The sequence below is a fragment of the Bacillus sp. Marseille-P3661 genome, assembly GCF_900240995.1.
GTDB lineage: Bacteria > Bacillota > Bacilli > Bacillales > Bacillaceae_J > OESV01.
This window is the reverse complement of the sequence record NZ_LT965953.1, coordinates 1,034,360-1,059,812: the sequence shown is the minus strand read 5'-3', so window position 1 is coordinate 1,059,812 and position 25,453 is coordinate 1,034,360. Positions and strand designations below refer to the sequence as shown.

Genomic DNA, 25,453 nt, shown 5'->3' with positions numbered 1-25,453 from the left:
TAACTTTCTTCAGTCATTTACACCACCCAATTTGTCCATTATAATAGGTAGAGTAATTATTTACTCGCCTTTTGATTGGTATGTTGATGTAAAGGAGGGGATACATAATGGGTAACATGTATCGCGTTATGGCGTTTTGGACTGCCATATTCAGTATTATGTTCTACTTAGGGCATATGCCCACTACATCTCTCTTATTTTTAGGGATCACAGGATTTCTTTTAGCCGTAGGATTCTTAAAATTATCTGAGCGTATGTATGTCTATATATTTGGAGCCTTTTTAACACTTTTCTTCATCGGCTTCACATACTGGACTACGTTTATGATGCCATTAGGATCAGGCGGTCATTAATCTAAAAAGTATGGTTACATATATAGGCCGTAATTTAACCTATTAGCATGAAAGAAGACGATGCAATTTTAAGTTGCACCGTCTTTTTTTTATTTACTATATATAGCGATTAATTGAAAGCATCATAAGTTAGAATATCCGTTATTGATAAATCTAGCTTCTTTTGCTGAATAATCACTGTGAAACTTGAACTTATATCAGTATCGGACAATAGTGTACGAATCGCACGATTTTGTTTACTGATTTCTGAAAATGGATTTGGGTCATATGTATCTTGAAGATATTGCATAATTCCAGCACGATATAGAAATTGATTTTGCTTTAACATTTTAACATATTCTAACCCGACTTTTTCTCCAATTTTTATTATCGCGTCCAAGTGTACATGTGTCGTTAGATCCATCTCTCCAGAATGGAGAAGGGGATTTTTTATCAGCTGATGTTGAAAATAGCCCCTTAAACTGCCTTCAGAATGATATCCTTTAACAACTTCATCATTTGTGTATCCATAATCAATGGTAAACATAATACCTTTATCAAACCAATGTTTTGTCTCATAAATCCACTTTGTCATCGCCAAAGGTATTTCGATTCGATGCCCTTCCGGTATTTGTAATCCGCTTTGTTTTAACCAATTTAGTATTTCATCATTGGAACACACTTCGAACACTTCGATTAAATTTTGTTGACTATCCAAACTAATTCGAACCTCATTAATCTCTCCTTGAACTTGTTGAACAACATGTACAGGAAATGCATCAAATAATTCGTTTGAAAACATAATCCCTGTTAACTTACTTCTTTGATCAATAAGCGCTGAGATTGTTTCATATTGTTGAACTTTATTGATACATTTAATTTGTTCCTTTTGTTGAGCTAAGTGGTACGGACTCGATTCAACAATTAGATACTCCATTTCATTAAAACTATCTGGGAAATTATTTTTCCATTCTTCTATAATTGAATTTGCCAGCTTACCAGTACCTGCTCCGATTTCACAAATAACCGGTGGCAAATAGTTTTTCTCCACTAATTGAGCAAAAACACGACATAATAGTTTACCAAACACAGCATGTACATTACTAGTTGTATAAAAGTCACCACTTTTACCGATTTTCGCTCGATCTTTCATATAATAACCATTCACTGGGTGATATAAAGCCATTTCCATATATTGTGCATAGCTTATGCTAAAGTTTGGTGATTCTCGTATTAGCTTCACTATCATTTCTTTCAATATTATCCATCCCTTTTCAATAAACACTATTGACATAGTGTTTAATTTATAATATAGTTTACTTGTAGCTTTTAATAATTCCCATCCCATTTGAACAATTTAAAACATACCCCCAAAAAAACCCTTTCGCTGAAAGGGTTTTTTTCTTTTATTTTTAAAATCCGTTTAAAAAAGGATTTTCATTCATTTCAATTCCAATCGTTGAAGTTGGACCATGACCAGGTGCTACTATTGTTTCTTCAGGCAATACTAGTAACCTTGTATGGATGCTTTCGATTAATTGTTTATGCGAGCCACCACGTAAATCAGTTCTACCTATACTTCTAGCAAACAATGCATCACCCGAAAAAACGACCGATTCATTCTCTAAATAATAACTCACACTTCCAGGAGAGTGTCCAGGTGTTTCAAATACCTTAAAACTAAAAGTTCCAAGCACTAATGTCTCTTCCTTTACTATTAGATGATCAGCTGAGCGAGCTTTTATTACCTCTTTAAGTCCAAAGTGTTTCGAACCATTTAAAGATGGCTCTGTTAACCAATCTTGTTCTTTTTCATGTATGTAAACTGGGATATTCCATTTATCTCTTACATCGTCTACTGCTCCTATATGATCAAAATGGGCATGTGTTAATAGAACCGCTAATGGATTTAATTCTTTTTCTTCAATTTTTCTAATAAAACGTTTTGCTTCACTACCAGGATCTATAATAATACATTCCTTATTTTCATTTTCAATAATATACGCATTTGTTTGAAGAGCCCCCAATGGCATTTGTCTCCAATTGATTTTCACGATACTAACCTCCATTTACTCTATTCCATTATATTTTACACTATTTGGATAGGATTTCCTATAAAGATCCACTACCTAGAAGAATATTAACACAACCGCCTTATTTTTGCCCTCGACAAAACAATAGAAAACGATTAAAATAATCTACAGATGTATTAATATCTTAATTACATAATAAGAATGCACAATTATTCGCTAAGAAATTGGGCATATTATGACTATTATTTTGTAAGGGGGTAGAATTGTGGGTGTTATAATAACTTTTGCATTAGTTACACTGCTATGTATAGCTGGTACTTTACGCTCTTTGAAAAACAAGAATTTCCTAGCTACTGCTATGTCGGCAGCTTCTGTACTTGTATTCGGCTGGTTTACAGTAATGACTATAATCGGCGTGCTAGGCGGACATGGAATTCCTGCTGGTCATTAATAAAAAGTGCAATTTTACCAGCTCCAAATTTATATTATTTCCAAAAAGGCATTGTAGCTTTAGAAACTACAATGCCTTTTTTAAGTTTATTTGGTTTTATCAAGTTATTGTACGACGTTATCTTCTAATCTAATGATAGCTACAGACCTTAACCGGGTAACCACTCATTATGAAGTCTTTATTACTCTAATAAATTTAAGACTTGTTTACTAGAGAGTTGAATAATTTGTTCAAGCTGTTGTCCCATTAATAAATAACTACCATCTGGTGATAGCTTAATTGGTACATTATTTTCAACTGTAGTTAGTACCTCTGTTTTATCTTCATGTATGGAGATAGTCTTTAACTGATAACCTTCATTATATTCACTTATATCTGCTGCATATTTTGGTTCCAGATAGTAAAACAGTTTTCGATTTCTATCGAAGTCATAGCTTGGTATCCACCAAGCCTCTGAAAAGGTATTCAAAATAGGGATATATATATCTTTTATTTTATTCCCTGTTTCTCCATCATAAAAAGAATATAAGGAGTGATCTAATTTATCTTCGTCTACTGAAATTGTAACAACTGTATTATAAAGTGAAAAAAACATAATACATTTCTCAATCCATATTTGTTCAACTGATGTATTAAGGTCTACAATATAAAGTGGTGCGTAAATACTCGGCTCATTTTGATTCCAATTTAGATAGCCTATTTTACTTTCATTAATCCATTGGACAAATGGATTCTTAACAGGAATTTGTCTGCTTTCACCATTATTAATATCAATTGCAATTACTTCAAATTGTAAAAAAGGTAAAAAGGTGGTTAGGATAACTTCGTCTGATTTATACGGATTCCATCTATATTGAATTTCATCTACAAGCTCTGACCATGAATATACAATATTCCCTAAACTATCTAGTATTGTTAAGTTTGCTTTTCCACTATTCTCAACCGTGTGTACGGCAAATCGACTATTGTCATTATTTGCTTTTATACTAATTAAAAAATTTTCTGTTTGATAAAACAGATCCTTTTGACCTGTATGAATATTGTGTAGATATAAAGATGTAATTCCATTATCTCCAACCGAATAGATGATCGTATGGTTATTATACCATTCGTTAACTCCATAAAACTCCCCTTTATTCATTGAAATACCTTTAATGGAGCCTTCTTCAATAAAGTGCTTGGATATACTGTTTTTCTTAACAAGTTTTACCTTTGAGGGGGGGGCTTCGTTAACCACTTCACGGGGTGATGTACAACCAACGATGAAAATACATACAACTATAATTAGAGCCTTTTTCATTATTTCACCTCAAGAATGGTCTTACTTTGATTATGAATGGTGGCTATCAAGAATACAATATGCAAAATTAGAGAAACACGCACACATACAGAACTACAAATCTGCTTTAACAAAATTAGTTATAATACCTTGTTAAATTAAATTTAACACAACTATTTTTACTATGTAAGTTGAATTGAAAAAGAAAAGCTGTCATATTGACAGCTTACATATACAGACCTGCTAAAAATATTCCGATACAGTCATGATAGATTTCCGGAAACTGACTGATTGGTAACGGATTTACACCTTCCCCAAGTTCAATTGTGTAGCCCGGCTTCTCCCATACATAAATAAACCAATCCTTATATCCGGCATAACTATCTAAATTTCGTATTGGTTGATATCCACTTACTTTAGCAAACTCCTTAACAATTGTTTCTGCATATTCCGGTTCCCTTTGAGCAAAACCCCAATAAATTTCCTTACATTGAGTATGGAAAGCTAAAACTCGGTCAAATTGCCTTTTATGCGTTAAATTTGCCATTGCAATTGATTCCGGTTCTGACAAAGGCTTATCTCCAGGGTAGTCTCTTGGTGAAGGTGCTTGCGGCTTACGGGGTTTCTCCAATTCCCACAATGCCGGAAATTGGTTATTTAAATCTACACCTCTAATATTAGCTTTCCAATTACTAAAATCTCGATTACCTTTATTTAACTCTAACACATATTGATTATAATAAGGATCATTAGGCGGTCCATTTAATACTAGATCTACTCCATCGGGATTAACCATAGGAACAACGGATAAAGTGGTCGTTTGGTAAAGTTCTGCTGTTTCTATTCCATTTAATGTGGTTTGATTGGTCAAGGACAACAAGTAGTCATTCAACAAAGTCATTAACATAGCTGTCGTAATCCACTCATTTGCATGAAATGAGCCATTCATGTGTACTAGTTTTTTGCCATCACCAATAATCAGTTCATGTATCTCTTTATTTAGAGTAGAATTCCCAACCACATTTTTCTTCATAAATGGATAAATCTCACATAAACGATTAATATCATCAATCAAGGACTTATAATCATAATTTTTTTGAGCTTGAACAATTGGTTTAGCAAGTTTTAGAGGTATAACAATCTCCCGCTTTAGTGAATGTGATAAGTCAACAAAGCCGTTTACTATTTCAATAGCATCCACGGATATATTATACGATTTCGCTATACTCCAAATCGTCTCAGTTTCCTTTATATCATGATGGCCAGTAACATAACCAGGTATGAATATCTCTTCATCCTGAAAATTACTGCTCGGTGTTAAATGTGGATTAGAATCAATAATTAACGGTAGTGGAACACCAAAAATCTGGCTATAATATTTAAAAGAATCACCAGCCCGACCTTTCAACTTCATTCCAAAACACCTCCCAACAATTACTATTAATAATTTATGAGAAGGTTGCCATATTGGTTATTTGATTAGTTTATTTTTTACTAACCATGCGCCACCTATCACACCTGCATCATTTCCTAGGGTTGCCACTGATAGATCTGCCCGCTCAAACACACGCTTTAATGCAAATTTTTGAAAGTGTTTCTTTATGGGACTTAACAACAGTTCTCCAGCACTTGACACTCCACCACCAATGATTATTTTTTCCGGATTCAACACATTAGCTATATTAGCAACTGCTAATCCAAGATAATAGCAAGCTTGATCTATAACTTTTTTGGCATATTCATCACCATTCATGGCCGACTCAAAGATTATTTTAGAATTGATCACTCCATGTTTTTTGAGCTTTTCATTTAATAAGCTTTGTGGATAGACACTAAGTGAGTCCAGCGCTAATTTTACCATTCCATTTGCGGATGCAACTGTTTCAAGACAGCCTGAGCCCCCACAATTACAATTCTCCCCACCCTCAGGTATTACTTTGATATGGCCGATTTCACCTGCCATTCCGTTTGCGCCATGAACAATCTTACCATTCGTAATAACACCTCCACCGACACCAGTTCCTAAAGTAATGCAGATAATATTTTTAGCACCAACACCTGCACCTTTCCACATTTCACCAATCGCGGCGACATTCGCATCATTATCAACAACAACAGGCAACTGTATATGACCTTCTAAATTTGTTTTTAAATCAAAGTTTTCCCAACCAATATTTACAGCTTGATAAACATAGCCAGTTTCAATCTCCAAAAAAGCCGGTGCCCCTATTCCAATACCCAATAGTTTATTTTTCTCAACCTTTAATTCTTCTAATTTTTTATTAATAGCTGTTGTAATATCAGAAATGATATTATCCCCGTTATTTGTAGTATCAGTAGCAATTTGCCACTTACATAATATCTCACCTTCTTTTGAAATAAAGGCAATTTTAATTGTAGTTCCACCTAAATCGACTCCGACAAGCCATTTGTCCATTGCTTTTCATCCTTTGCGCAATCAGTTTAAGCTTTCGTAAAATGATTAGTAAACATGGTGTATTTATGCGGATTGTAAGAATTAGTTAATGTAGATTCTCGCGTTTCAATTTTTCATTTTCAATTTCCTGTCTTAGTATTAATAATGCCATTTGATAGTCCTTAATATCTAAGAATTGTGATTTAAAAAGCTCTCTAACTTCATCCTCCATTAATTGAAGGTCCGCAATACGGTCACCCACATAAATAAACGTACCAAACCGCTTTAATAACTGCTGAATATCGTATATTGATCTCATATATCCCATCTCCCCATCCAATAAACAGTTTTCTTAAATTCAGTATAGTAAATTATCACATTATCTGCCACTTAATCAGATTATAAACAAATTTAGCTCCCGCTTACCTGAGCATAAAGCGGGAGCCACATTAATTTAAGTTCTGTTTTATTCTAACTACAAAGTTTATCATTAACGATCTGGATCTTCGGGACTCAATATTTTAGGTCGACGCTTTTTAAGCGGAATAGGCGAACGAAGTAAAACGTCTTTTAGGGCCCAGTAAGAAAACGGAATAAATGGCCAAAAGTATGGTGTTTGGAAAGACTTCATTCTAGCCATCAAGAATATCCATGCAACAATAGCAATGACATAGCCGGCTACTCCAAACAAACCAGCCATTAATAAAAAGACTATTCGTACGAGTCGATTTGCTAAGCTCATTTCATAACTTGGAGTCGCAAATGTACCAACGGCTGCGATTGATATGTATAATACCGTTTCATTCGTAAATAACCCAACTTCAACTGCTACTTGACCAATCATAATAGCAGCAACTAATCCTAGGGCAGTTGCAAGCGATGATGGGGTATGGACGGCAGCCATTCTCAACATATCGATCCCTAACTCTGCTAGTATAAATTGAACAATTAACGGTATTTTTCCTGGATCATTTGGACCGATAAATTTTATACTCTCTGGAACTAATTCAGGATTTTGAGCAAGCAAATACCATAGGGGTAAGATAAATAATGAAGCCCAAATTGCTAAAAAACGAACCCAACGTAAATAGGCACCCACAATTGGCTTTTGCCGATATTCCTCAGCATGCTGCAAATGATGCCAAAACGTTGTCGGTGCAATCATAACACTTGGAGACCCATCAATGATAATAATCACATGGCCCTCAAACAAATGTGTTGCAGCTGTATCAGGTCGCTCTGTATAGCGAACAATCGGATAAGGATTCCAATGTCTGCCTCCAATAAATTCTTCAACCGTTTTTTCGGCCATCGGTAAACCATCTGTATCAATTTTGGACAGCGATTCTTTAATTTCTTTAACTAGATCAGGATCTGCAATATCTTCAATATAAGACACACATACATCTGTTTTAGAACGTCTGCCGATTTGCAAATATTCCATCCTTAGAGTTCGGTCACGTACTCTTCTTCTAGTAAGTGCAGTGTTAAAGACAATTGTCTCGACATAACCATCTCTAGCTCCTCGAACAACTCTTTCTGTGTCAGGTTCCTCCGGCCCGCGAACAGGGTATGTTCTGGCATCGATAATAATCGCTTCATCAATACCATCAACCAATAAGACTGTTGGACCAGCTAGGACAGTATCAACAACTGCATCTAAATCCTTTTGCTTTTCTACTTCGATATAAGGAACGTAGGTTTTCACCATTTGATCAAGTGATGCATTTAACAAATCTTCAGGTTTTAAATTCGCTAAAAATTTTTGCAATAAGTGGAGAATATCGTCTTTGGCGAATCCATCGATAAGGAACATCGCCATCTTCCGACCAGCGTACTCTAGATCTATTTGAATGACATCAAAGCTTTTATCAACACCCAATTCTTCCCTTAAATATTTTACATTAGGCTCTAGATTTCGTTGAACCGGATGTTTAATTTCCTCTTTATTAGACAATGTATGTCCTCCTAACATTGGCAATCTTCTAAATTCCATCATTAACCAATGTCATTGAAAACATACCTATCAATTATCAGGTTCTAGCTGTTTATATAAAAATTGATAATCTTGATCATCTGGGTTTAATACAATCGCTTTTTCGATAGCAACACGTGCCTTATCTACTTCATTTAATTCAGCATAGACAAGTGCTAAATTGTAGTAGGCCTCGTGAAAATCCTTTTTCCCTTGAATGACTAATTCTAAATGTTCAGCTGCTGCGAGTAGATCACCTAGTTTAATCTCTGTAAATGATAGAAGAAAATATACTTCTGGCAGAACCTCTTCTTGCTCGCTAACTAGATTTGATAAAAGATCATTAGCCTTTTCAAAATCACCCTCATTAATTAATTGTTGAGCTATCTGAGCAGTAACAATTGGGTCAACCGATCGATCTGCATAGAAATAACCATAATGCAGTATTCCTCCCGAGAGTAGAACAAGAAATACTATTCCAACCAGTTGACGTTTTATCACCTTATGATTAGGCAAATGAACGAACGCTGATGCAAGAAATCCTGCAACCAACCCACCAATATGCGCACTATTATCAACCATAGGAACAGCAAATCCAATCACTAGATTTAAGATAACTACGAAAATTACGTTCATCCCCATTGTCCTAAAAAATAATGAACGGTGCACAACACCAAAATAAAGCAACGCACCAAAACATCCAAATATTGCTCCCGATGCTCCTGCTGATACTTGGTTAGTAAAGGCAAAACTTGCGATAACACCTACAATACCCGAAATTAGATAAACTAAGAAAAATCGCCAAGTACCATATATCCTTTCAACAGATACTCCTAAATAATATAAGGCAACAGTATTCATAAATAAATGAAAAATTCCAATATGTAAAAAGACGGGCGTAATAAACCGCCACCATTCACCGTCGTAAATAGCAGGATTGAACTTGGCACCAAACCTAATTAATGTAGTTGTATCTGTACTAGAGCCAAACCACTCTAATAACAAGAACATTACTAGATTAATGGCAACAAATACATATGTCAAAAATGGTTTACTAGCAAAAAGTAATTTTTGCTCCTGTTGTTTTTGGTTTTTATCAAATGTTTGAATAGAACGGATAAGCTCAAAAATATTCTGACCTTCTAAACCTATAGGAAAGGTCGGCACTGGGAAGTGTAAATCATTAAATAACGCCGTAATCTGCTCTTCACTATTTCTACTATCAATCAGGTATGTTTTGATACCTGCCGTTAATTGAGAATCTATTCGATGCTCCCAATCATCTACTGGCGGATATGTAGACAAATAAATGTTATATACAATGAAATTCTTTTGAAGTGATTGTTTTTTTAATTGACTCACCGTCTTAGCAACTTGGTGGATATCGTTAATTAACCAATTTCCCCAATCCATATCATAACGAATTAATCTAAGTAATTTGCCGTTCTTTCGATCAATTGATTCAAGCCATGTTTCACCACTTTCATCTAAACGGATAATACGGTATTCTTTACTAATAATTAGTTTATGGACGATCCGCCAATATAAAACATCATGCTCTAAAACTGTTGTCAAAGGCACACCCCTTTCTATGTAAATAGTAAATCTTTGACTTCGGATATTGATAAACATTCACCGATCGGCTGATGTGAGGTACTTGGCTGTTTGTTTCTAGTATTAAAATAAATGGTATCCCAGCCTGCATTCATGGCCCCTACTATATCTAGCTCCCATGAATCCCCAATATATAGTGAAGGTGCCGAAGAGCTATTTAAACGCTGATGAGCGATATTAAAAATATGCTGTTGTGGTTTAGCTGATCCGCATTCACTCGAGATAAATATTTGCTCCTTATGAAACAAATGACTTAGGCCAATTTTATGTAGTTTTCGATTTTGAAGCGCTGCATCTCCATTTGTGATAATACCTAATGGGATTTTCCTTTTTTTTAATTCTTCTATAAATGAGTAAACTCCTTCAAAAGGCTCTACAAATTGATGAACATTTGCATAAAAATAGGCTTGAAATTCTTCCGCCTTGTCACTATCTGTATTTACTCCAAAATGATTTAATGACAATATAAATCTTTTTTCTCGGTACTTTTGCTTTGTCCATCTTTTTGTTTCAACCTCTTTCCATAACTCATCGCATAATTTTTTAAAAATTATAAACCATTCTCGATGATCTATCACTTTATCTAATTTTGAGGATTCCCCATAAAAAAAATGCTTAAATGTGAAATACATCCCTTCTTTAAATGCCTTCTCATAATTAAGTAGTGTATTATCTAAGTCAAAACAAATACAACCCCAATTCATGAAAAACCACCATTCTATACTAAATTAACTTAATTTGCCGACATTATTTTGCTTAGGGGAGTGGCGGTGAGCCACTTAGCGCTTGATTTGGTCACTCGGGATATCCCACAGGACCCTCACAACTTCCGCTCTAAACAACACAGTTAAAAAGCAACAACCTTAAGCTTTATTCCAAACTTTAAAAAAGGGCGTTGGCATGAAACCAACACCCTTTAGAACCATAAATTAAAACAGATTATTGGTGACTCACAAATCAATCTTCTACAACATTATTGGAATCGAAACATTTGTCCTGCCATACGATCTCTAACGAACGGAATATTCATGAATAATCTAACAGCTATTCTCCTCATCCATTGGTTACTTAGAATATAATTGACCATTTGGAATCGATAGCGATAAACAAATGTAGAGCTTATGACCACTACCACTAATCGCAACAAGGAACTTATCATTTATATCCCCTCCTGCTATTAGGTTCTCTAATTTGATTAATTATTATCCTTAGAAATAGCTGGCATTGCCTTTGATAAAACGTGAAAACTGCCCCTATTTTGAATAAATCCTATTACTTCCATTATCTCCTTATATTAAACACCCTACAATCCAATGTACCTGGAGTACAAAGTTTTGGCTCTAACCATATCTTCTGTTCCTTGCACAAGCGTTCTTCCATCTGGAAATAGCACAAAGCGTTCGCCTTCTGGCAGTTCGACTTTTAGTAAAAACGGTGTTTTTTGAACTTTTCCAACTTGATCTAACCGCTCTGCCCATATACTTAAGTCAAAACGCTGTTGAGATTGAATTTGTACAGTCTCACGGCCACACAGCACTGTCATTAATTCCGTTTCTGCTATTCTTAAGGCAGGGTATTCCTTTTTTTGACAGGTTGGACATTCTTCCCTAGGTGATGAAAACTTTAATTCATATCGGTAATTATTCCAAATATCTAAAGTTAATATACTTTTCCTTACATTAGCATCTCCTACAAGATACTTTAACACTTCGGTCACCTGATAGGATGCTACAATGTCAACAATCGGAGAAATAACGCCTATAGTATCACACGTTTGTCCCCCTTGATCAGTGCTTGAGATAAAACAACGCAAACATGGAGTTTTCTCGGGAATAAAAATTGCCGACATACCGCGTGCACTAACAGCGCCACCGTACACAAATGGAATTCCCTGTTTATAGCAAGCATCATTTAATAAAAATCTGGTTTGAAAGTTATCCGTTCCATCCACGACAATATCGATTCCTTCTAAAAGTTCATTAATATTATGAACCGAAGCATCTGCAACATGAGCCTCGATTTCAATTGAAGAATTAATTTTTTTCAGTTTGTTTTCAGCAGCTATTGCCTTTGGCAGCGCTGCTGCTACATCGTCTTCATCAAATAGCATTTGGCGTTGCAAATTACTTTTTTCAACATAATCGCGATCGACAAGTCGGATAAACCCTACACCCGCTCTTACTAAATGATTGGCAAGAGCGGTTCCTAACGCACCCATACCAACAATAAGAACACTACTGCTACTTATTTTTTTTTGACCCTTTTCACCTATTGGGCTAAACAACATTTGTCGGGAATATCTAATTAAATCACTCATTCTTTCACCTCAATAAAATATTAGAACTAAGATTGGTGCCAACGTTATTGAAATAAAGTTAACCATTTCATTATTAAACGTTAAATAACCAGTTTTGTGAGTCGTGTATGTATTACAATGCATTCTTTTCTCAGTCACAAGCTGGCATTCTGAACAATAAAAAGTTGCTTGAACAGTTGCTCCTAAAATGGTATCCAGCAGGTTCCCAAGAAATCCAAATAAACCTAACAATATCGCTAATTTTAATGATACCTCGCTCCACAAAAAATAGCTAACGATTGTTATGAATATAGCCCCCAAAAACGCTGAAACTGTTCCTACTAAAGACACAGCTCCTGATGTACCCGCATCCACTTGTTTAAGTGTTAGAATATGAATAGGTTTGCGTCGACTTAAAGGACCTATTTCCGAAGCCCATGTATCCGAATTCGCGGCCGCAATTGCAGCAATAAACATAAATAACATAATATCTTCTTGAAAAAATATATAAAGAATACTCATAGTGGCCGGAACACTTCCATTAGCTAGTACCTGCCATGCATCCCGTTGACTACTTTTATCATTTTTTTCTTCTGTAATCTGCTTTTTATCTTTTTTATATTTACTCCAAATACTAGAAGTGATAAAAAATCCCGCTATAAGAATTAATCCTTTAATCCCACATCCAAACACAATAGCAATCCCAATAATAATAGTCGCAATCGAGCCACTTATTGATAATGCTTTCATTTTATATCCTTCTCTTACGCCAATTAAAAGGACAATTAGTAACATACTATTTAACATTGCATTGAATAACCTTTTCGTTGGTAATAATTAAATTTACAGGAAGATCATGCTGTTCTATTGGTATTTTTTGAACAATCTGAGGTTTAAAAGCAAGTGCTATAGTCATGCCATTATAACCTGCTAAGTAGCGATCATAATAACCTCCTCCAAATCCTAACCGATATCCGTTTTCATCAAATGCAAGACCAGGAATAATTAATAAATCAATGTTTTCTTGCATGATTGGATTTGTGATCGATTCTATAGGTTCTTCAAGTCCATAATATACAACTTCTAACTGTTCAAAGTTAGTAATTTCTCTAAAGGTCATTTTTTTAATTTTAGGATGACATTTTGGAACGGCCATCTGTTTTTTTTCTTTCCAGCCTTCCTCTATGATTGGCTTTGTCAATATTTCCTTTTCTCTTGATATTGTAATTCCAACGGTTTTTGCTTCATGCCATTCCTTTAAATTAAATAAATGATTTGCTATTTGAGTAGACCATTGAACATGTAATTCTGTCGGTATTTTCTGTATAACATCCTTCATCTCTTTACGAAACAACTCTTTATTCATCGATAGCCCTCCAACTAATTGGAAAATAACAAATATTTTTATGTAAAAAAAACAGTAGGAAAATTCCTACTGTTTACTTTGTTTCACGATGAACTGTGTGTGTTTTGCAAGTTGGGCAATATTTTTTAAGCTCAATACGCTCAGTATTATTGCGCTTGTTTTTTGTAGTAATATAGTTACGGTGTCCGCTTTCTGTGCAAGCTAAAGTAACATTTACACGCATGTATATCCCTCCAGACCTTCATTTTCAAAGATTCATGTTTTCTTCTTTATCCATCATATTAAGTCCACATTCATATAATATGACGTTTATTCAGACTTAAATATAATATCAAATACCAACAAAATATTCAACCCTATTTGCCGATATAACAATGTTTTAAACTAGTATTTTTTTGACCAATATATTCCTGTATAAGCCATTCAGGATTATTTTTCAATGATGAATTAACTCCATTAACTTCTTCCAGACTATTACCTATGATCATCCAGTAATATACGTTTTTTATTTCAAATGGTAATATTGATGTTTCTAACGAAAAAACACTTTTAACCTGCCCAGATGAAATAGGATTAAAAGACAATTTGCCATTTTCAAGATTTACTAAGGTCTTTTCATTACTCAAACATGTCGAACATTGTACAATTCCTATATTATCAATGCTACCATTAAAAAGAGTATAACGCCCCTCATTCTCATGATATACACTTCTTTCTCTTAAACTATACACAATTGTTTCATTAGGGGTCCCATAAAAATCTTGTTCAAAGAAAAGTTTAAATTTCTGTTTATGCCTAGATTCACTATTAATAGTAAGTTTTCTTAAATATATTTTTTGATCTGAATGAATAAAATCTTCTACATTTAAAGATAACTGATATTTTTCACTTTTAGCTTGAGCATACAGAGATACATTTTCTTGGTTAAAATAACTAGGCTTATTCCAATTTAAATGGTTTAGCCACTCAAGCCCCTTCGTTTCACTCCAAATACCCATTTGATGTTTACAGGCTTTATAAGATGGAAACTCGCCATTTCCACCAGTAATGGATAAATTACTTATTGCTAAAGATTGATCAAATTCAATTGTCATTTTATCATTTTTTAAAATTATCGGCTTCATCTATTACACCCTTAGTCTTTATATTTGTTTAATAATTCAAACTATCAATAATATTCAATTTATTATACTTTTATGATAGCATCTAGCCATAACTTGTATCAATAAGGTGATTTTGTCGAAACCGTTTGTTAATTGGGAGAGTAATAAACAAAGTTTATCACTATTAATTTTCGACATTTGAATATACTTTTTTCGGGAGATTACTTAGCAATATCCTACAAAAAAAGCTATAATGAATGAAAGTATGCAACAAATTTGAATTGGAGTGAAAACTAAGATGATCACACTTGAGACAGCCATTATTGGTCTTTTCTCATTTTCAATTGTTTTATTAGTTCTATCTTTTTTAAAAAAAGACAAATACAAGGACCTTGAGGTTCAAATAGAAAATTTAACAATGACTGTAATGCAAGAAAATTACTTATTAAAGAAAAAAATGAAGGTATTAGAAGAGGAACTTTTAGGAAACGAACATTATACTGTTCCTATTAGTCAAAGAAACCATAATGAGTGATGGGAATAAATTATAGAAGAGGATGAACCGAATGGCAAATAATTCACTTAGAAGCTTTGCTTCAGGAATGATTATCGCTACTTCGATTTTTACAGGGGTCTACTATTTTCAGCCAACAGAATCAGAATTGATAGTAGAACAACGTAAGGTAACCGATGCTGACGTCAAACAATACTTAACTGATAAAGGCCATGTCTCGATCCCTAAAGAGCAATATGATGAGCTGCTCAACATTAAAAAGCAAGCTACATCAACAGACACCCCTAATATTGATAGTACAACCAACTACAAACCTACTTCTGAAACGCAGGAAATTACAAAAAAAGAAACGCAACAGTCTGATTTAGTAGAACAGGAAAATGAAAAAAAATTATATACACTTGAAATTAAGAGTGGAATGAATAGCATCCAGATTTCAGAACTCCTTCAAAATGAAGGTATAGTGAAAAGTAGTAAAGAATTTGAACAATTTCTAGTAAAGCAAAATTGGAATCGTTCCGTTCAAATTGGTACATATAAGCTAAATAGTGAGATGTCTTACGAGCAAATAGGCCGAATAATAACGAAAAATAATTAAAAAAGCCAACATAGTTGGCTTTTTTGTATCATATTTTACATTTACACCATCTAGCTTGTGATGATTAATTGTTTAAATCGTAGCGTTTCCCTTTTACAACATATAATATCTCTTCCGAAATATTGGTGGTATAATCGCCTATTCTTTCAATAAAACGAGCAACAAACGATAATTGAGAAACTTGCAATACCAGATCAGGACTACTAACTAATAATTGCAGAAAATATTGGATTGTTTCACTGTATAACTTATCAACTTCATCATCCATACTTGCAATTGTTCTAGCTAAAGCAATATCCTCATTAATAAAGGCCTCTAAAGACAGTGAAAGCATTTTTTTTACAAGTTGAATCATTTCATGTAATGATTCCTTTGAAATAGCATACTCATTCGTTCCAATCCGAATGGCAGATTTGGCAATGTTAACTGCAAAATCTGCTACACGTTCAAGGTCAGAGGAAATTTTAATAGTCACAATAATCCTTCTTAAATCAACGGCTACAGGTGATTGTTTCGCAATTAACAATATTGCCATATCATTAATATCCTCTTCAAGTCGATTGATTTCAACATCACCCTCAATGACCTGCACAGCTAAATCCAGATCCTGTTTTTCTAGGGCTGCCACAGCTTTGGATAAAGAAGCATCAGTTAACTTTCCTAACTCCAGTACTTTTTCGTTTAAGTTCTTCAATTCTTGTTCATATTTTTCACGCACAACCGATCTTCCCTTCTGCTTGATAAGTCTGTTTATCCCCTTTTATCCAAAACGACCTGTTATATAATCTTCTGTTCTTTTATCTCTTGGGTTAGAAAACAAACGATCCGTGTCATCGTATTCAATAACTTCTCCGTTTAAAAAGAATGCTGTTTTATCAGAAATTCGGGCAGCTTGTTGCATATTATGTGTAACAATGACAATGCTGTAATTTTGTTTTAGTTCTTGGCACAATTCCTCAACTTTTAATGTTGATATTGGATCTAACGCGGAAGTCGGCTCATCCATTAATATTACTTCTGGCTCAATTGCTAAGCAACGGGCAATACAGATACGTTGTTGCTGACCTCCTGATAAACCATACGCATTTTCTTTTAAGCGGTCTTTTACCTCATCCCATATCGCAGCACCACGTAAACTTTTCTCAACAATTTCATCTAATATATTTTTATTTTTAATCCCGTGAATTCTTGGGCCGTATGCAATATTATCATAAATAGATTTTGGAAATGGATTTGGCTTTTGAAATACCATTCCTACTCTTGTTCTAAGCTCTTCGACCCGGTATGCCTTGTCAAAAATATTTTTACCTCGATAAAGTATTTCCCCAGATGTTCGAACAATTGGAATCATTTCGACCATGCGATTTAATGTTTTAATATATGTTGATTTCCCGCAACCGGAAGGGCCAATAATTGCAGTAACTTCATTTTCATAAATAGAAAGATTTAATTGTTTAAGAGCATGATCTTCACCATACCATAGGTTTAAATCCTTGGTATCATATACAATATTTTTGGTAGTCTTTGTTACAGTATTTGCCGTTGATTCATTCACACGAACAGAAATTGTACTCTTTTCATTTTGAGTTGACATTTTCGATCCCCCAACGTTTACATTCGATTCAGTCGGTCGTTCTACAACTGAGATCGATGGTCTTTCTTTTGTAATTGGCATTGAATCTTCCCCCTCAAACTAATATCTTTTTTGAAATTTATTTCGAATTAAAACCGCTATCGAATTCATTACAAATAAAACTAAAAGCAATATCACAATTGTAGCTGCAGCCAGGTTAGCATATTCAACTGTTAATACAGAATCCAACGTCCAGTAATATATTTGGATAGGTAATACAGAAAAGTTATCCATAATAGAATCAGGAACAGGTAATATCAATGCTGGAATTCCTAATACAACAAGCGGTGCTGTTTCACCAATTGCCCTCGATAATGCAAGAATAACACCTGTTAATATGCTAGGCAGCGCTGCAGGCAGAACTACATTTTTAATTGTTTGCCACTTCGTAGCACCCATGCCATAGGATGCTTCTCTCAAAAATTGAGGAACAGCTCGAATGGCTTCTTGACTGGCTACCACAATTATCGGCAAAACAAGAAGTGACATTGTCAAACCACCAGCCAAAATACTTGCTCCTAAACCAAACATCCTTGAAAAAACAGTTAAACCTAATAAACCAAAAATAACGGAAGGTACGCCTGCTAAGTTTGTAATATTTGTTTGAATAAACGATTGGACCTTCCCTTTTTTGGCGTATTCTTCTAGATAAATGGCTGTACCTACTCCTAGTATCATCGATACTGGTGTAACAACTGCCATCAGCCACAATGTACCAACAAGTACACCCTTAATGCCGGCTTTTTCTGGAAATATGGACAGTTTATTACTTAAAAAGTCCATGTCAATCCATCCGATACTTTGAATAATGACTCGTGCTATTAACACGCCTAGGATAACTAATGCAAAAAGCGTCGATAAGAAAAATAATTGTTTAACTAGTTTATTAATTAATAAACGACTGTTTATCCTTTTTTGAACATTACTTTCATCTAAATATTTCATTTTAATATGCCTCCCTAAACTTACGAGAGATATATTGAGCTAATAAATTCATTAATAGAGTAAACACAAATAGTGTCATCCCTACAGCATACAAACTATAATAGCCTACTGTTCCACTACCAGCATCTCCACTTGTAAACTCGACGATATATGCCGTCATTGTTTGCATAGGCTGTGTAATATCAAATGTAAAGTCCTTTGAACTACCACTTGCAATCGTGACAATCATCGTTTCACCTATTGCTCGTGAAATGGCTAATACAAAGGATGCAACAATTCCCGAAATTGCTGCAGGAATGACGACTTTCATTGTTACCTCAAATTTAGTCGCTCCTAAGGCGAGCGCTCCTTCTCTCATTGCATTCGGAACCGAACTCATAGCGTCCTCTGATAGTGAGGCCACAAGAGGAATAATCATGAAACCCATTACAATTCCCGGACTTAATGCATTAACTGGTTCTAATCCTGGAATCACTTCTCTTAAGATGGGGGTAATAAATGTATAAGCAAAAAAGCCATATACAATCGTTGGTATTCCTGCCAAGACTTCAATTAATGGTTTGAGCCTTCTTCGGACTTTATCTGATGCATATTCACTTAGAAAGATTGCGATTGTCAATCCTATTGGAATAGCTACAATCATTGCAATAAAAGTCGTGATAATTGTCCCATTAATTAAAGGGAGAATACCAAAGGAGGGGTTTGCTCCTAGTGGATTTAATTCTGTACTTGTGAAGAATTCAATAAAGGGTACTTCCTTGAAAAACAAAACAGTTTCAAAAATTAAAGTAAATAAAATACCAATCGTGGTTAAAACAGAAATAGACGCTAAAGAAAACAGAAAGATTGGTATTGACTTTTCAACAATACGCTTTTTTGTAGCGTTTTTACGGTTTTCTATAAGTTCTCTAACACTTACAGCTCTTGCCATGAAAACTCTCCCTCTCTACCTTACATTCTCAATCATTGACATTTTTATTTATCTATTTCTAATGCAAGAAGATGAGAATCTCTCCTCTCATCTTTTGCATTAAACTGTCAAATGTATTACTTGTATTTCTTATTGAATTGTATTTAATTGCTCTAAATAACCATTTAATGTTTCTTCAGGAAGTGGAGCAAATCCAGTCTCACCCGAAAAATCATCCGCCATTGTTACAACATACTTCGCAAAATCTAGTACTTGTGGTTTCTCCGAAGCATATTTAGCATTTAGGTATGTGAATACTGGGCGAGTAAACGGTGCATATGGTCCGTCTTCACTAATTGTATCTAAACTCGGTTCAACAGGTCCGTTTCCAAAATCAATCTTTACAGCTTGTAGCTTATCTGTATTGCTCGCATAATAACCATAACCAAAGAAGGCAATGGCGTTCTTGTCTTTTGAAACTAAGTCCACTAAAGTTGAATATTCTTGTTGTAGGTTTACTGTTGATACTAAATCTTGCTCATCTAGAATTGTTTCATAGAAAAATTCATATGTGCCGTGGTTTTCGTTAGGACCATTAAATTTGATTTCTTCGGCAGGCCATTCTGGTCGAATATCAGACCATAAAACTTTGTCATCTTCTTTGTACTTTCCAGAAATAAACATATTTACGATTTCCTCTTGAGTCATTTCTGTAGCCCAAGTGTTGTCCTTGTTAATAACGATTGTTAATCCATCTAATGCAACTTTAAATTCAAGAACATCTTCACCAAACTTTAAGTCTTGCTCTTCAAGCTGTGCAATTTCTTCATCTTTTATTTTTCTTGATGCATCTGAGAAATCTGTTTCACCTGGAATAAATTTCTTAAATCCTGCTGATGAACCAGCCCGGCCTACTTGAACACTTACATTTTCTTGCTCAGTTGTCATATATTCTTCAGCAATACGAGCCATTAATGGATATACAGTACCCGAACCATCCACAATTACCTCTCCTTCAAGCTCTGCTGTTTCCTCAGTTTGTTGTTCTTGAGTTTCTTCCGTTTGATTTTCCTCTGTAGGTGTTTCGCTAGCTGCGTCCCCACCACAAGCTGTTGCGATCATTAGTAATGCTGCCATTACTAACATATACATCAGGTTTTTCAATTTTTTCATTTTTACTTCCCCCTAGATTTGAATGGTCCAAAAATTGTTATTTAAATTCCTTTTTCCTACTAATTGATACTCAAACACATTCCTCCTAAATCAAATGGTTTGTCTTGCTCTTAATTCCATAATAGAGGGTATCTGTTAATACCGTTTGAATAAAATGTAAAGACTTTGTAAATAAGTAAGCCAACATAAAAAAAAAATAAGTGTGAAAAAAGGGTTCCTTTTTTCACACTTATTACTGCTTAAACAGTCGATTCATTTTCGTCATCCATAAGACCTCTTCCAGGTAAAATCGCTTTGCGATTTTCTACTGTATCTCTTCCACTTTCTTTTATTTCAATATTTCTAATAAAAAAGTAAATCATTAAATGGCCGACTCCGATTATGGAGAGAAGTATTGGGATCCCTCGGTCTTCATTTAGAACTTTAACAAAGCCTAAAAATAAGAGAATAGATGTTGTTCGACCTGCGTTCAAATAAACTTCTCGTACTACAATATACTCAATTCTCATTTCCGCTGCCTTCCAAGCCCTTCCAATAACATCATATGTCAATGAAATATAAGGTACAAGGAGGATAGGATACGCAATCGCAATACATACCGCGTAAATAATAAGCCTAGGAAAAGTTAAATCAAAAATGATTAAAAAAATTGAACCATAAAGCATTAGCCCACCAAGTAATATAGACTTTTTTCGATATCGTGGTTTTATAAACCTTGTCGCCAAAAAGTAGAACAAAAATGCAACTGCTGAATTGACTAATCCAAACGTACCTAAAGCTAATTCACTATTGGTAGTAACAAAAACCCAAACCGAAATGACAAAAATAAAAGATCCCTCTCTTAGTCCTTGAAAAAAATGAGCATGCAATATATTCTTCCAATCATGATTATTATGCCGCTCGGATAATATTCGTTTAAATTCAAAGTTCCCATCGGCAGGCCTTCTCTTTAGCATAAAGCTAAGTAAAACAGCACCTAAAAATAAACCTAATGATACACTAAAAATAACAGTATATCCTGTAAACGCCCTTAAACTAGAAATGATATAACCCGCACATATGGGTCCAATCATACCGGCAAAGGATGTTAATAAACCTAGGAATCCATTAAAAAAATCTCGTGTTTCAGGTTCAGTAATCTCGAAAGTCAACACATTGAAAGCAAGCCAATAAAACCCATAGCCTATTCCAAGCAATCCCCCAAGAAGTAATAAAAAGCTTGAGGCATTCTCGCCTATAAACAAAACCATCAGATAAAAGAATGATAAAAAAGCAACACCTAATCGTAAGACTATTACTCGGTCCACTTTTTTCGCCCATCTTCCTGCTAAAATAAATGTAATGGGCTGCATAATAACAACAGCCAAATTATATAAAGCAAGATCAACAAATTTACCTGACTGTTTCCATAAATAGACGTTTACAAATGTATTGGATAGAGCAATGCTTAAAGCATATAATCCTCCAATAAAAAGCAATAAAATAGTTGCTTTATTTATATTTTTATTTCCTGTTACTTTTTCTAATATTTGAATCATAGCCGACTCCCCTTTATAAACATATTGTTCCTATAAAAAGTAGAGCTATTCAATTAAACAGGAAATAAAGATGAATAAAAGGACCATATTATACAAAGGTAAAACACCCATTTGTATCAACATGCTCCTTTTACTACTTAGTTCACATTAAACTTTTTCGTTAGTGTTGACAAATAATCGGATAGTTCTTTAAGATGTAGACCGGTTTGATGTGTATCTTCTATTTGTTTTATTTGCTCACTACTAGTTGATAACATTTCAATAGTACTTGCTAACGTTTCCTGCGAAACAGAAGCATAACCCACGGTTGTAAACTCTAATTCTGGTAATACTTGTTGTAACCCGCTAAGCTCAGATTGCATAGCCTTAATTTTTTCGATTACTGTAATAATTTCAATCATGAGATCATCAAATGAAACCCTTGATTTACCGGCTGTTTTTATAGTTGTTTGTATTTTAACTAACATTTGGTCAAACTCGCTATTTGCACTCTTAGTTATAACTTCCATATTCGAAATCGATTGCGTAATTTTCTCTGTAGCTTTTGTTGATTGTTCAGCCAATTTACGAACTTCATTTGCAACGACAGCAAACCCCTTCCCCGCTTCTCCTGCTCGTGCTGCTTCAATAGTTGCATTTAGCGCTAGTAATTTCGTTTGTTCTGCGACGTCTTCGATTAAACCAACTAACTTAGAAATTAATGTCGAATGACTTTTTACTTGTTGAATGGTTTGTGTCATATGTTCAAATTCCTTTTCAAAGCTTTGAATTGTTTGTATCAATTCAACAATACTTTTTTCACCATTAATTGCAGAACCATTCATATCTTCTGAACTTAATAAGACCGTTTGCATGTTTGCCTGCAATAACTCAATCTTTTGTTTCATTGTATTAAAACTCTCGACATTATTTTCTGAGCTAACTGCAGTTTGTTCCGCGCCAAGTTTAACTACATCAATTTCCCCAACTAATTGTCTACTATAATTAAGAGCATCTCGTGATCTAGAGCTTAAAACACTTCCAGAATTTTCAAGTTCTGACGTAGTTGAATCAATTTCATATATTAAGGATTTCATTTGATTGATCATCATATTAAAACTCTTATTCAAAGATTGAAGTTCTGGTATTGTAGTTTGTATTGAAACTTCTTGATTTAAATTACCGTTGCGCACTTCCCTCATAATTTCTTGTAGTTTAATTAGTGGTCTAGTAAAACTTCTTACAAAAGATATAACTAATATAATTGCAACAATTAGAGTTGAAATAGTGATGCCAAACATAAAGTTCATCATTTGAGTTACAGATCCTAAATATGAGTTGGTTGGTACCAGTAATAAATAAGTCCCATTTATTTCATCCATTTGTTTAATTGATATTGTATAATCTTCTCCATCAATTCTTTCATGAAATACATTTTCCTCAGTATTTGTAATTTTGTGAATTAGGCTACCTGGTATGATAATCTTTGATTCAGCACTAACCTGAAACGGATAAACCGTTTCATTCTTAATGTAAAATAGAAACGATTCAATCCCGTCAGCTTTTAACTGTTGTTGTTGATTCCGCACACTCATGTTTAGCTGTTGCATAAAATACTTATCATCACTTATGTAAACAAATTTCAAATTACTTGCAATATAACCAATTATTTCAGTCTCACGTTCTAAACGATCTTCTATTGTAGCTACGGTTGTATTTTTAGCTTTTATATAAGAGGTAATACCTACAGCATTGATAGAAATCGTAAATAAAAGAATAAATAGAAATAGTAATCGATTTTGTAAACTTAATCCAAGCCTTAACGGTTTATTTCTCCTTTTTGCACTGTTACTTAATACTGATGACGGATTTATATTTTTTTTAACAAAATAAGATTTCAAACGAGACACTATTATATCCTCCAAAACAAAAGTCGGTATTTTTACCCATCGGAGGAATTATAGCACCCAATTATTAACTCAATGTAAATACATTGTTAATGTTTTAAAAAGTAACTAGATTTAACAGTACAAAAAAAGGTACCCCACTACGGAAGTACCCTTTAAGGAAATTATTTCGCTAAATTATAACGATCTGTAACTGCATTCCAATCAACAACATTCCAAAACGCAGATACATAGTCTGGGCGACGATTTTGGTAATTTAAGTAGTATGCATGTTCCCAAACATCAAGACCTAAGATAGGCGTTTTACCTTCCATTAAAGGTGAATCTTGGTTTGGAGTACTAGTTACTTCTAGTTCACCATTGTTCACTACTAACCAAGCCCAACCTGAACCAAAGCGCGTTGCAGCAGCTTTAGCAAATTCTTCTTTAAAACTTTCGAAGCTACCAAACTTTTGGTTAATTGCAGTAGCTAAATCACCTGTTGGCTCACCGCCACCATTTGGACTCATGATAGTCCAGAACAAACTATGGTTAGCGTGACCGCCACCATTATTACGTACAGCTGTACGTTTTGCTTCAGGAACAGCATCTAAATTAGCTACTAATTCTTCAACTGATTTGCTAAGAAGTTCGTCATTTCCTTCAAGCGCAGCATTTACATTTGTTACGTAAGTATTATGGTGCTTAGAATGATGAATCTCCATTGTTCTAGCATCAATGTGTGGTTCTAAAGCATCATAAGCATAAGGTAATTGTGGTAATTCATAAGCCATTTTAAAATCCTCCTCAAATGATATGTAAGTTATTGGAACTTCAATAGAACATAGTAAACATATATGTATAGAAAGTTCCTTTACCTATACATTAACACTTATACCAATCTTTTTCAATTTTAAGGCTCAAATTTCAACCATAATATTTTATCCAGTTTCAACTATTATATTCATGTTTTTTTATACACTGACTAGAACTTTAGCCAAAATCCCTTATAAAACAAAAAAGCACCCTATATAATATAGGATACCTTTTCGTATGGCTCGAGACAGAATCGAACTGCCGACACGAGGATTTTCAGTCCTCTGCTCTACCGACTGAGCTATCGAGCCGTAAATAAATTAAAATGTAATTGGTTGCGGGGACAGGATTTGAACCTGCGACCTTCGGGTTATGAGCCCGACGAGCTACCAGACTGCTCCACCCCGCGAAAATATTATTAAGTTAATCGATGAATAGCTATTTTACATGAACTAAATGATGTTAGGTTATGTATTAAAGCTATGTCTTAGTAGATATGGCGGAGGAAGAGGGATTCGAACCCCCGCGCGGTTTAACCCGCCTGTCGGTTTTCAAGACCGATCCCTTCAGCCGGACTTGGGTATTCCTCCATATGA

At 34.4% G+C, this 25,453-nt stretch carries 27 protein-coding genes and 3 tRNA genes; 4 read left to right on the top strand and 26 right to left on the bottom strand.

Annotated features, from left to right (window positions below; translation table 11 throughout):
* Positions 1-107: 107 nt before the first annotated feature.
* On the top strand, positions 108-353 hold the full coding sequence (locus tag C1724_RS04930) for a DUF2626 family protein (protein ID WP_102345599.1): 246 nt from the start codon (positions 108-110) through the stop codon (positions 351-353).
* 109 nt (positions 354-462) lie between these two features.
* Here the strand turns inward: C1724_RS04930 and C1724_RS04925 are convergent, their stop codons facing one another.
* Entirely contained in the window at positions 463-1,581 is a 1,119-nt protein-coding gene (locus tag C1724_RS04925; protein WP_258000357.1) for a class I SAM-dependent methyltransferase, read from the bottom strand.
* A 163-nt stretch (positions 1,582-1,744) separates the two neighbouring features.
* Positions 1,745-2,380: an MBL fold metallo-hydrolase gene (locus C1724_RS04920; RefSeq protein ID WP_102346739.1), complete on the bottom strand. Its 636-nt coding sequence runs from the start codon at positions 2,378-2,380 to the stop codon at positions 1,745-1,747.
* A gap of 250 nt (positions 2,381-2,630) precedes the next feature.
* Here C1724_RS04920 and C1724_RS04915 point away from each other — a divergent pair, with 250 nt between their 5' ends.
* Positions 2,631-2,816, top strand: coding sequence for a DUF2759 domain-containing protein (locus C1724_RS04915; RefSeq protein ID WP_102345598.1), 186 nt, complete (start codon positions 2,631-2,633; stop codon positions 2,814-2,816).
* Positions 2,817-2,997: 181 nt separating this feature from the next.
* On the opposite strand, the gene C1724_RS04910 is transcribed toward C1724_RS04915, so the two are convergent.
* The 13 genes from C1724_RS04910 to C1724_RS04850 form a co-directional block, all read right to left on the bottom strand.
* On the bottom strand, positions 2,998-4,116 hold the full coding sequence (locus C1724_RS04910; RefSeq protein ID WP_102345597.1) for a hypothetical protein: 1,119 nt from the start codon (positions 4,114-4,116) through the stop codon (positions 2,998-3,000).
* Between the two features lie 205 nt (positions 4,117-4,321).
* Positions 4,322-5,509, bottom strand: coding sequence for a M14 family metallopeptidase (locus tag C1724_RS04905; RefSeq protein ID WP_102345596.1), 1,188 nt, complete (start codon positions 5,507-5,509; stop codon positions 4,322-4,324).
* A gap of 57 nt (positions 5,510-5,566) precedes the next feature.
* Positions 5,567-6,532, bottom strand: a complete 966-nt coding sequence (locus tag C1724_RS04900) for an ROK family glucokinase (RefSeq protein ID WP_102345595.1) — start codon at positions 6,530-6,532, stop codon at positions 5,567-5,569.
* An 85-nt stretch (positions 6,533-6,617) separates the two neighbouring features.
* Positions 6,618-6,830: a YqgQ family protein gene (locus tag C1724_RS04895; RefSeq protein ID WP_102345594.1), complete on the bottom strand. Its 213-nt coding sequence runs from the start codon at positions 6,828-6,830 to the stop codon at positions 6,618-6,620.
* 171 nt (positions 6,831-7,001) lie between these two features.
* Positions 7,002-8,486, bottom strand: coding sequence for a spore germination protein (locus C1724_RS04890; protein ID WP_102345593.1), 1,485 nt, complete (start codon positions 8,484-8,486; stop codon positions 7,002-7,004).
* A 51-nt stretch (positions 8,487-8,537) separates the two neighbouring features.
* Complete coding sequence (locus C1724_RS04885) at positions 8,538-10,067, bottom strand: rhomboid family intramembrane serine protease (RefSeq protein WP_374703421.1); 1,530 nt, start codon at positions 10,065-10,067, stop codon at positions 8,538-8,540.
* 8 nt (positions 10,068-10,075) lie between these two features.
* Positions 10,076-10,804: an HAD family hydrolase gene (locus tag C1724_RS04880; protein WP_102345591.1), complete on the bottom strand. Its 729-nt coding sequence runs from the start codon at positions 10,802-10,804 to the stop codon at positions 10,076-10,078.
* A 269-nt stretch (positions 10,805-11,073) separates the two neighbouring features.
* Positions 11,074-11,259: a hypothetical protein gene (locus C1724_RS04875; RefSeq protein ID WP_102345590.1), complete on the bottom strand. Its 186-nt coding sequence runs from the start codon at positions 11,257-11,259 to the stop codon at positions 11,074-11,076.
* Positions 11,260-11,403: 144 nt separating this feature from the next.
* Positions 11,404-12,417, bottom strand: a complete 1,014-nt coding sequence (locus tag C1724_RS04870; protein WP_102345589.1) for a ThiF family adenylyltransferase — start codon at positions 12,415-12,417, stop codon at positions 11,404-11,406.
* A 9-nt stretch (positions 12,418-12,426) separates the two neighbouring features.
* A complete protein-coding gene (locus C1724_RS04865; protein WP_258000356.1) occupies positions 12,427-13,191 on the bottom strand; it encodes a DUF92 domain-containing protein in 765 nt (254 codons plus the stop codon).
* 1 nt (position 13,192) lies between these two features.
* Complete coding sequence (locus C1724_RS04860) at positions 13,193-13,762, bottom strand: 5-formyltetrahydrofolate cyclo-ligase (RefSeq protein ID WP_102345587.1); 570 nt, start codon at positions 13,760-13,762, stop codon at positions 13,193-13,195.
* Between the two features lie 73 nt (positions 13,763-13,835).
* Positions 13,836-13,985 (bottom strand): 50S ribosomal protein L33, encoded by a 150-nt coding sequence (gene rpmG / locus C1724_RS04855; protein WP_102345586.1) that lies wholly within the window; start codon positions 13,983-13,985, stop codon positions 13,836-13,838.
* A 133-nt stretch (positions 13,986-14,118) separates the two neighbouring features.
* Positions 14,119-14,886, bottom strand: coding sequence for a hypothetical protein (locus C1724_RS04850; RefSeq protein ID WP_258000279.1), 768 nt, complete (start codon positions 14,884-14,886; stop codon positions 14,119-14,121).
* Positions 14,887-15,163: 277 nt separating this feature from the next.
* Between C1724_RS04850 and C1724_RS04845 the strand changes: the two genes are divergently transcribed.
* Positions 15,164-15,400 (top strand): hypothetical protein, encoded by a 237-nt coding sequence (locus tag C1724_RS04845; protein ID WP_102345585.1) that lies wholly within the window; start codon positions 15,164-15,166, stop codon positions 15,398-15,400.
* 31 nt (positions 15,401-15,431) lie between these two features.
* The gene (locus C1724_RS04840) at positions 15,432-15,977 is read left to right on the top strand and encodes an endolytic transglycosylase MltG (RefSeq protein WP_102345584.1); all 546 of its coding nucleotides are present in this window, start codon (positions 15,432-15,434) and stop codon (positions 15,975-15,977) included.
* Positions 15,978-16,041: 64 nt separating this feature from the next.
* Here C1724_RS04840 and phoU read toward each other — a convergent pair whose 3' ends face one another.
* From phoU to C1724_RS04785, 11 genes are all read right to left on the bottom strand, one after another.
* Complete coding sequence (gene phoU / locus C1724_RS04835) at positions 16,042-16,695, bottom strand: phosphate signaling complex protein PhoU (RefSeq protein ID WP_258000278.1); 654 nt, start codon at positions 16,693-16,695, stop codon at positions 16,042-16,044.
* 42 nt (positions 16,696-16,737) lie between these two features.
* Complete coding sequence (gene pstB, locus C1724_RS04830) at positions 16,738-17,571, bottom strand: phosphate ABC transporter ATP-binding protein PstB (protein ID WP_102346737.1); 834 nt, start codon at positions 17,569-17,571, stop codon at positions 16,738-16,740.
* A gap of 99 nt (positions 17,572-17,670) precedes the next feature.
* On the bottom strand, positions 17,671-18,555 hold the full coding sequence (gene pstA / locus C1724_RS04825) for a phosphate ABC transporter permease PstA (protein WP_102345582.1): 885 nt from the start codon (positions 18,553-18,555) through the stop codon (positions 17,671-17,673).
* Between the two features lies 1 nt (position 18,556).
* Positions 18,557-19,486: a phosphate ABC transporter permease subunit PstC gene (gene pstC, locus C1724_RS04820; RefSeq protein ID WP_102345581.1), complete on the bottom strand. Its 930-nt coding sequence runs from the start codon at positions 19,484-19,486 to the stop codon at positions 18,557-18,559.
* Positions 19,487-19,615: 129 nt separating this feature from the next.
* The gene (locus C1724_RS04815) at positions 19,616-20,638 is read right to left on the bottom strand and encodes a PstS family phosphate ABC transporter substrate-binding protein (protein WP_102345580.1); all 1,023 of its coding nucleotides are present in this window, start codon (positions 20,636-20,638) and stop codon (positions 19,616-19,618) included.
* Between the two features lie 239 nt (positions 20,639-20,877).
* Positions 20,878-22,176 (bottom strand): MFS transporter, encoded by a 1,299-nt coding sequence (locus tag C1724_RS04810; protein ID WP_180994119.1) that lies wholly within the window; start codon positions 22,174-22,176, stop codon positions 20,878-20,880.
* 137 nt (positions 22,177-22,313) lie between these two features.
* Positions 22,314-24,065 (bottom strand): methyl-accepting chemotaxis protein, encoded by a 1,752-nt coding sequence (locus tag C1724_RS04805; protein WP_258000277.1) that lies wholly within the window; start codon positions 24,063-24,065, stop codon positions 22,314-22,316.
* A gap of 161 nt (positions 24,066-24,226) precedes the next feature.
* A complete protein-coding gene (locus C1724_RS04800; RefSeq protein WP_102345579.1) occupies positions 24,227-24,835 on the bottom strand; it encodes a superoxide dismutase in 609 nt (202 codons plus the stop codon).
* Between the two features lie 260 nt (positions 24,836-25,095).
* Positions 25,096-25,168 (bottom strand) — tRNA-Phe (locus C1724_RS04795).
* A gap of 21 nt (positions 25,169-25,189) precedes the next feature.
* A tRNA-Met gene (locus C1724_RS04790) sits at positions 25,190-25,266 on the bottom strand.
* Between the two features lie 88 nt (positions 25,267-25,354).
* Positions 25,355-25,447: transfer RNA gene (locus C1724_RS04785), tRNA-Ser, on the bottom strand.
* Positions 25,448-25,453 lie beyond the last annotated feature (6 nt).

Excerpts from the sequence above, each read along its gene's own strand:
- C1724_RS04930 (WP_102345599.1), top strand. The coding sequence starts at position 108 with ATGGGTAACATGTATCGCGTTATGGCGTTTTGGACTGCCATATTCAGT.
- C1724_RS04925 (WP_258000357.1), bottom strand. The coding sequence starts at position 1,581 with ATGATAGTGAAGCTAATACGAGAATCACCAAACTTTAGCATAAGCTAT.
- C1724_RS04910 (WP_102345597.1), bottom strand. The coding sequence starts at position 4,116 with ATGAAAAAGGCTCTAATTATAGTTGTATGTATTTTCATCGTTGGTTGT.
- C1724_RS04905 (WP_102345596.1), bottom strand. The coding sequence starts at position 5,509 with ATGAAGTTGAAAGGTCGGGCTGGTGATTCTTTTAAATATTATAGCCAG.
- C1724_RS04900 (WP_102345595.1), bottom strand. The coding sequence starts at position 6,532 with ATGGACAAATGGCTTGTCGGAGTCGATTTAGGTGGAACTACAATTAAA.
- C1724_RS04895 (WP_102345594.1), bottom strand. The coding sequence starts at position 6,830 with ATGAGATCAATATACGATATTCAGCAGTTATTAAAGCGGTTTGGTACG.
- C1724_RS04890 (WP_102345593.1), bottom strand. The coding sequence starts at position 8,486 with ATGTTAGGAGGACATACATTGTCTAATAAAGAGGAAATTAAACATCCG.
- C1724_RS04880 (WP_102345591.1), bottom strand. The coding sequence starts at position 10,804 with ATGAATTGGGGTTGTATTTGTTTTGACTTAGATAATACACTACTTAAT.
- C1724_RS04875 (WP_102345590.1), bottom strand. The coding sequence starts at position 11,259 with ATGATAAGTTCCTTGTTGCGATTAGTGGTAGTGGTCATAAGCTCTACA.
- C1724_RS04870 (WP_102345589.1), bottom strand. The coding sequence starts at position 12,417 with ATGAGTGATTTAATTAGATATTCCCGACAAATGTTGTTTAGCCCAATA.
- C1724_RS04865 (WP_258000356.1), bottom strand. The coding sequence starts at position 13,191 with ATGTTACTAATTGTCCTTTTAATTGGCGTAAGAGAAGGATATAAAATG.
- C1724_RS04860 (WP_102345587.1), bottom strand. The coding sequence starts at position 13,762 with ATGAATAAAGAGTTGTTTCGTAAAGAGATGAAGGATGTTATACAGAAA.
- rpmG (WP_102345586.1), bottom strand. The coding sequence starts at position 13,985 with ATGCGTGTAAATGTTACTTTAGCTTGCACAGAAAGCGGACACCGTAAC.
- C1724_RS04850 (WP_258000279.1), bottom strand. The coding sequence starts at position 14,886 with ATGAAGCCGATAATTTTAAAAAATGATAAAATGACAATTGAATTTGAT.
- C1724_RS04845 (WP_102345585.1), top strand. The coding sequence starts at position 15,164 with ATGATCACACTTGAGACAGCCATTATTGGTCTTTTCTCATTTTCAATT.
- C1724_RS04840 (WP_102345584.1), top strand. The coding sequence starts at position 15,432 with ATGGCAAATAATTCACTTAGAAGCTTTGCTTCAGGAATGATTATCGCT.
- pstB (WP_102346737.1), bottom strand. The coding sequence starts at position 17,571 with ATGTCAACTCAAAATGAAAAGAGTACAATTTCTGTTCGTGTGAATGAA.
- pstA (WP_102345582.1), bottom strand. The coding sequence starts at position 18,555 with ATGAAATATTTAGATGAAAGTAATGTTCAAAAAAGGATAAACAGTCGT.
- pstC (WP_102345581.1), bottom strand. The coding sequence starts at position 19,486 with ATGGCAAGAGCTGTAAGTGTTAGAGAACTTATAGAAAACCGTAAAAAC.
- C1724_RS04815 (WP_102345580.1), bottom strand. The coding sequence starts at position 20,638 with ATGAAAAAATTGAAAAACCTGATGTATATGTTAGTAATGGCAGCATTA.
- C1724_RS04810 (WP_180994119.1), bottom strand. The coding sequence starts at position 22,176 with ATGATTCAAATATTAGAAAAAGTAACAGGAAATAAAAATATAAATAAA.
- C1724_RS04800 (WP_102345579.1), bottom strand. The coding sequence starts at position 24,835 with ATGGCTTATGAATTACCACAATTACCTTATGCTTATGATGCTTTAGAA.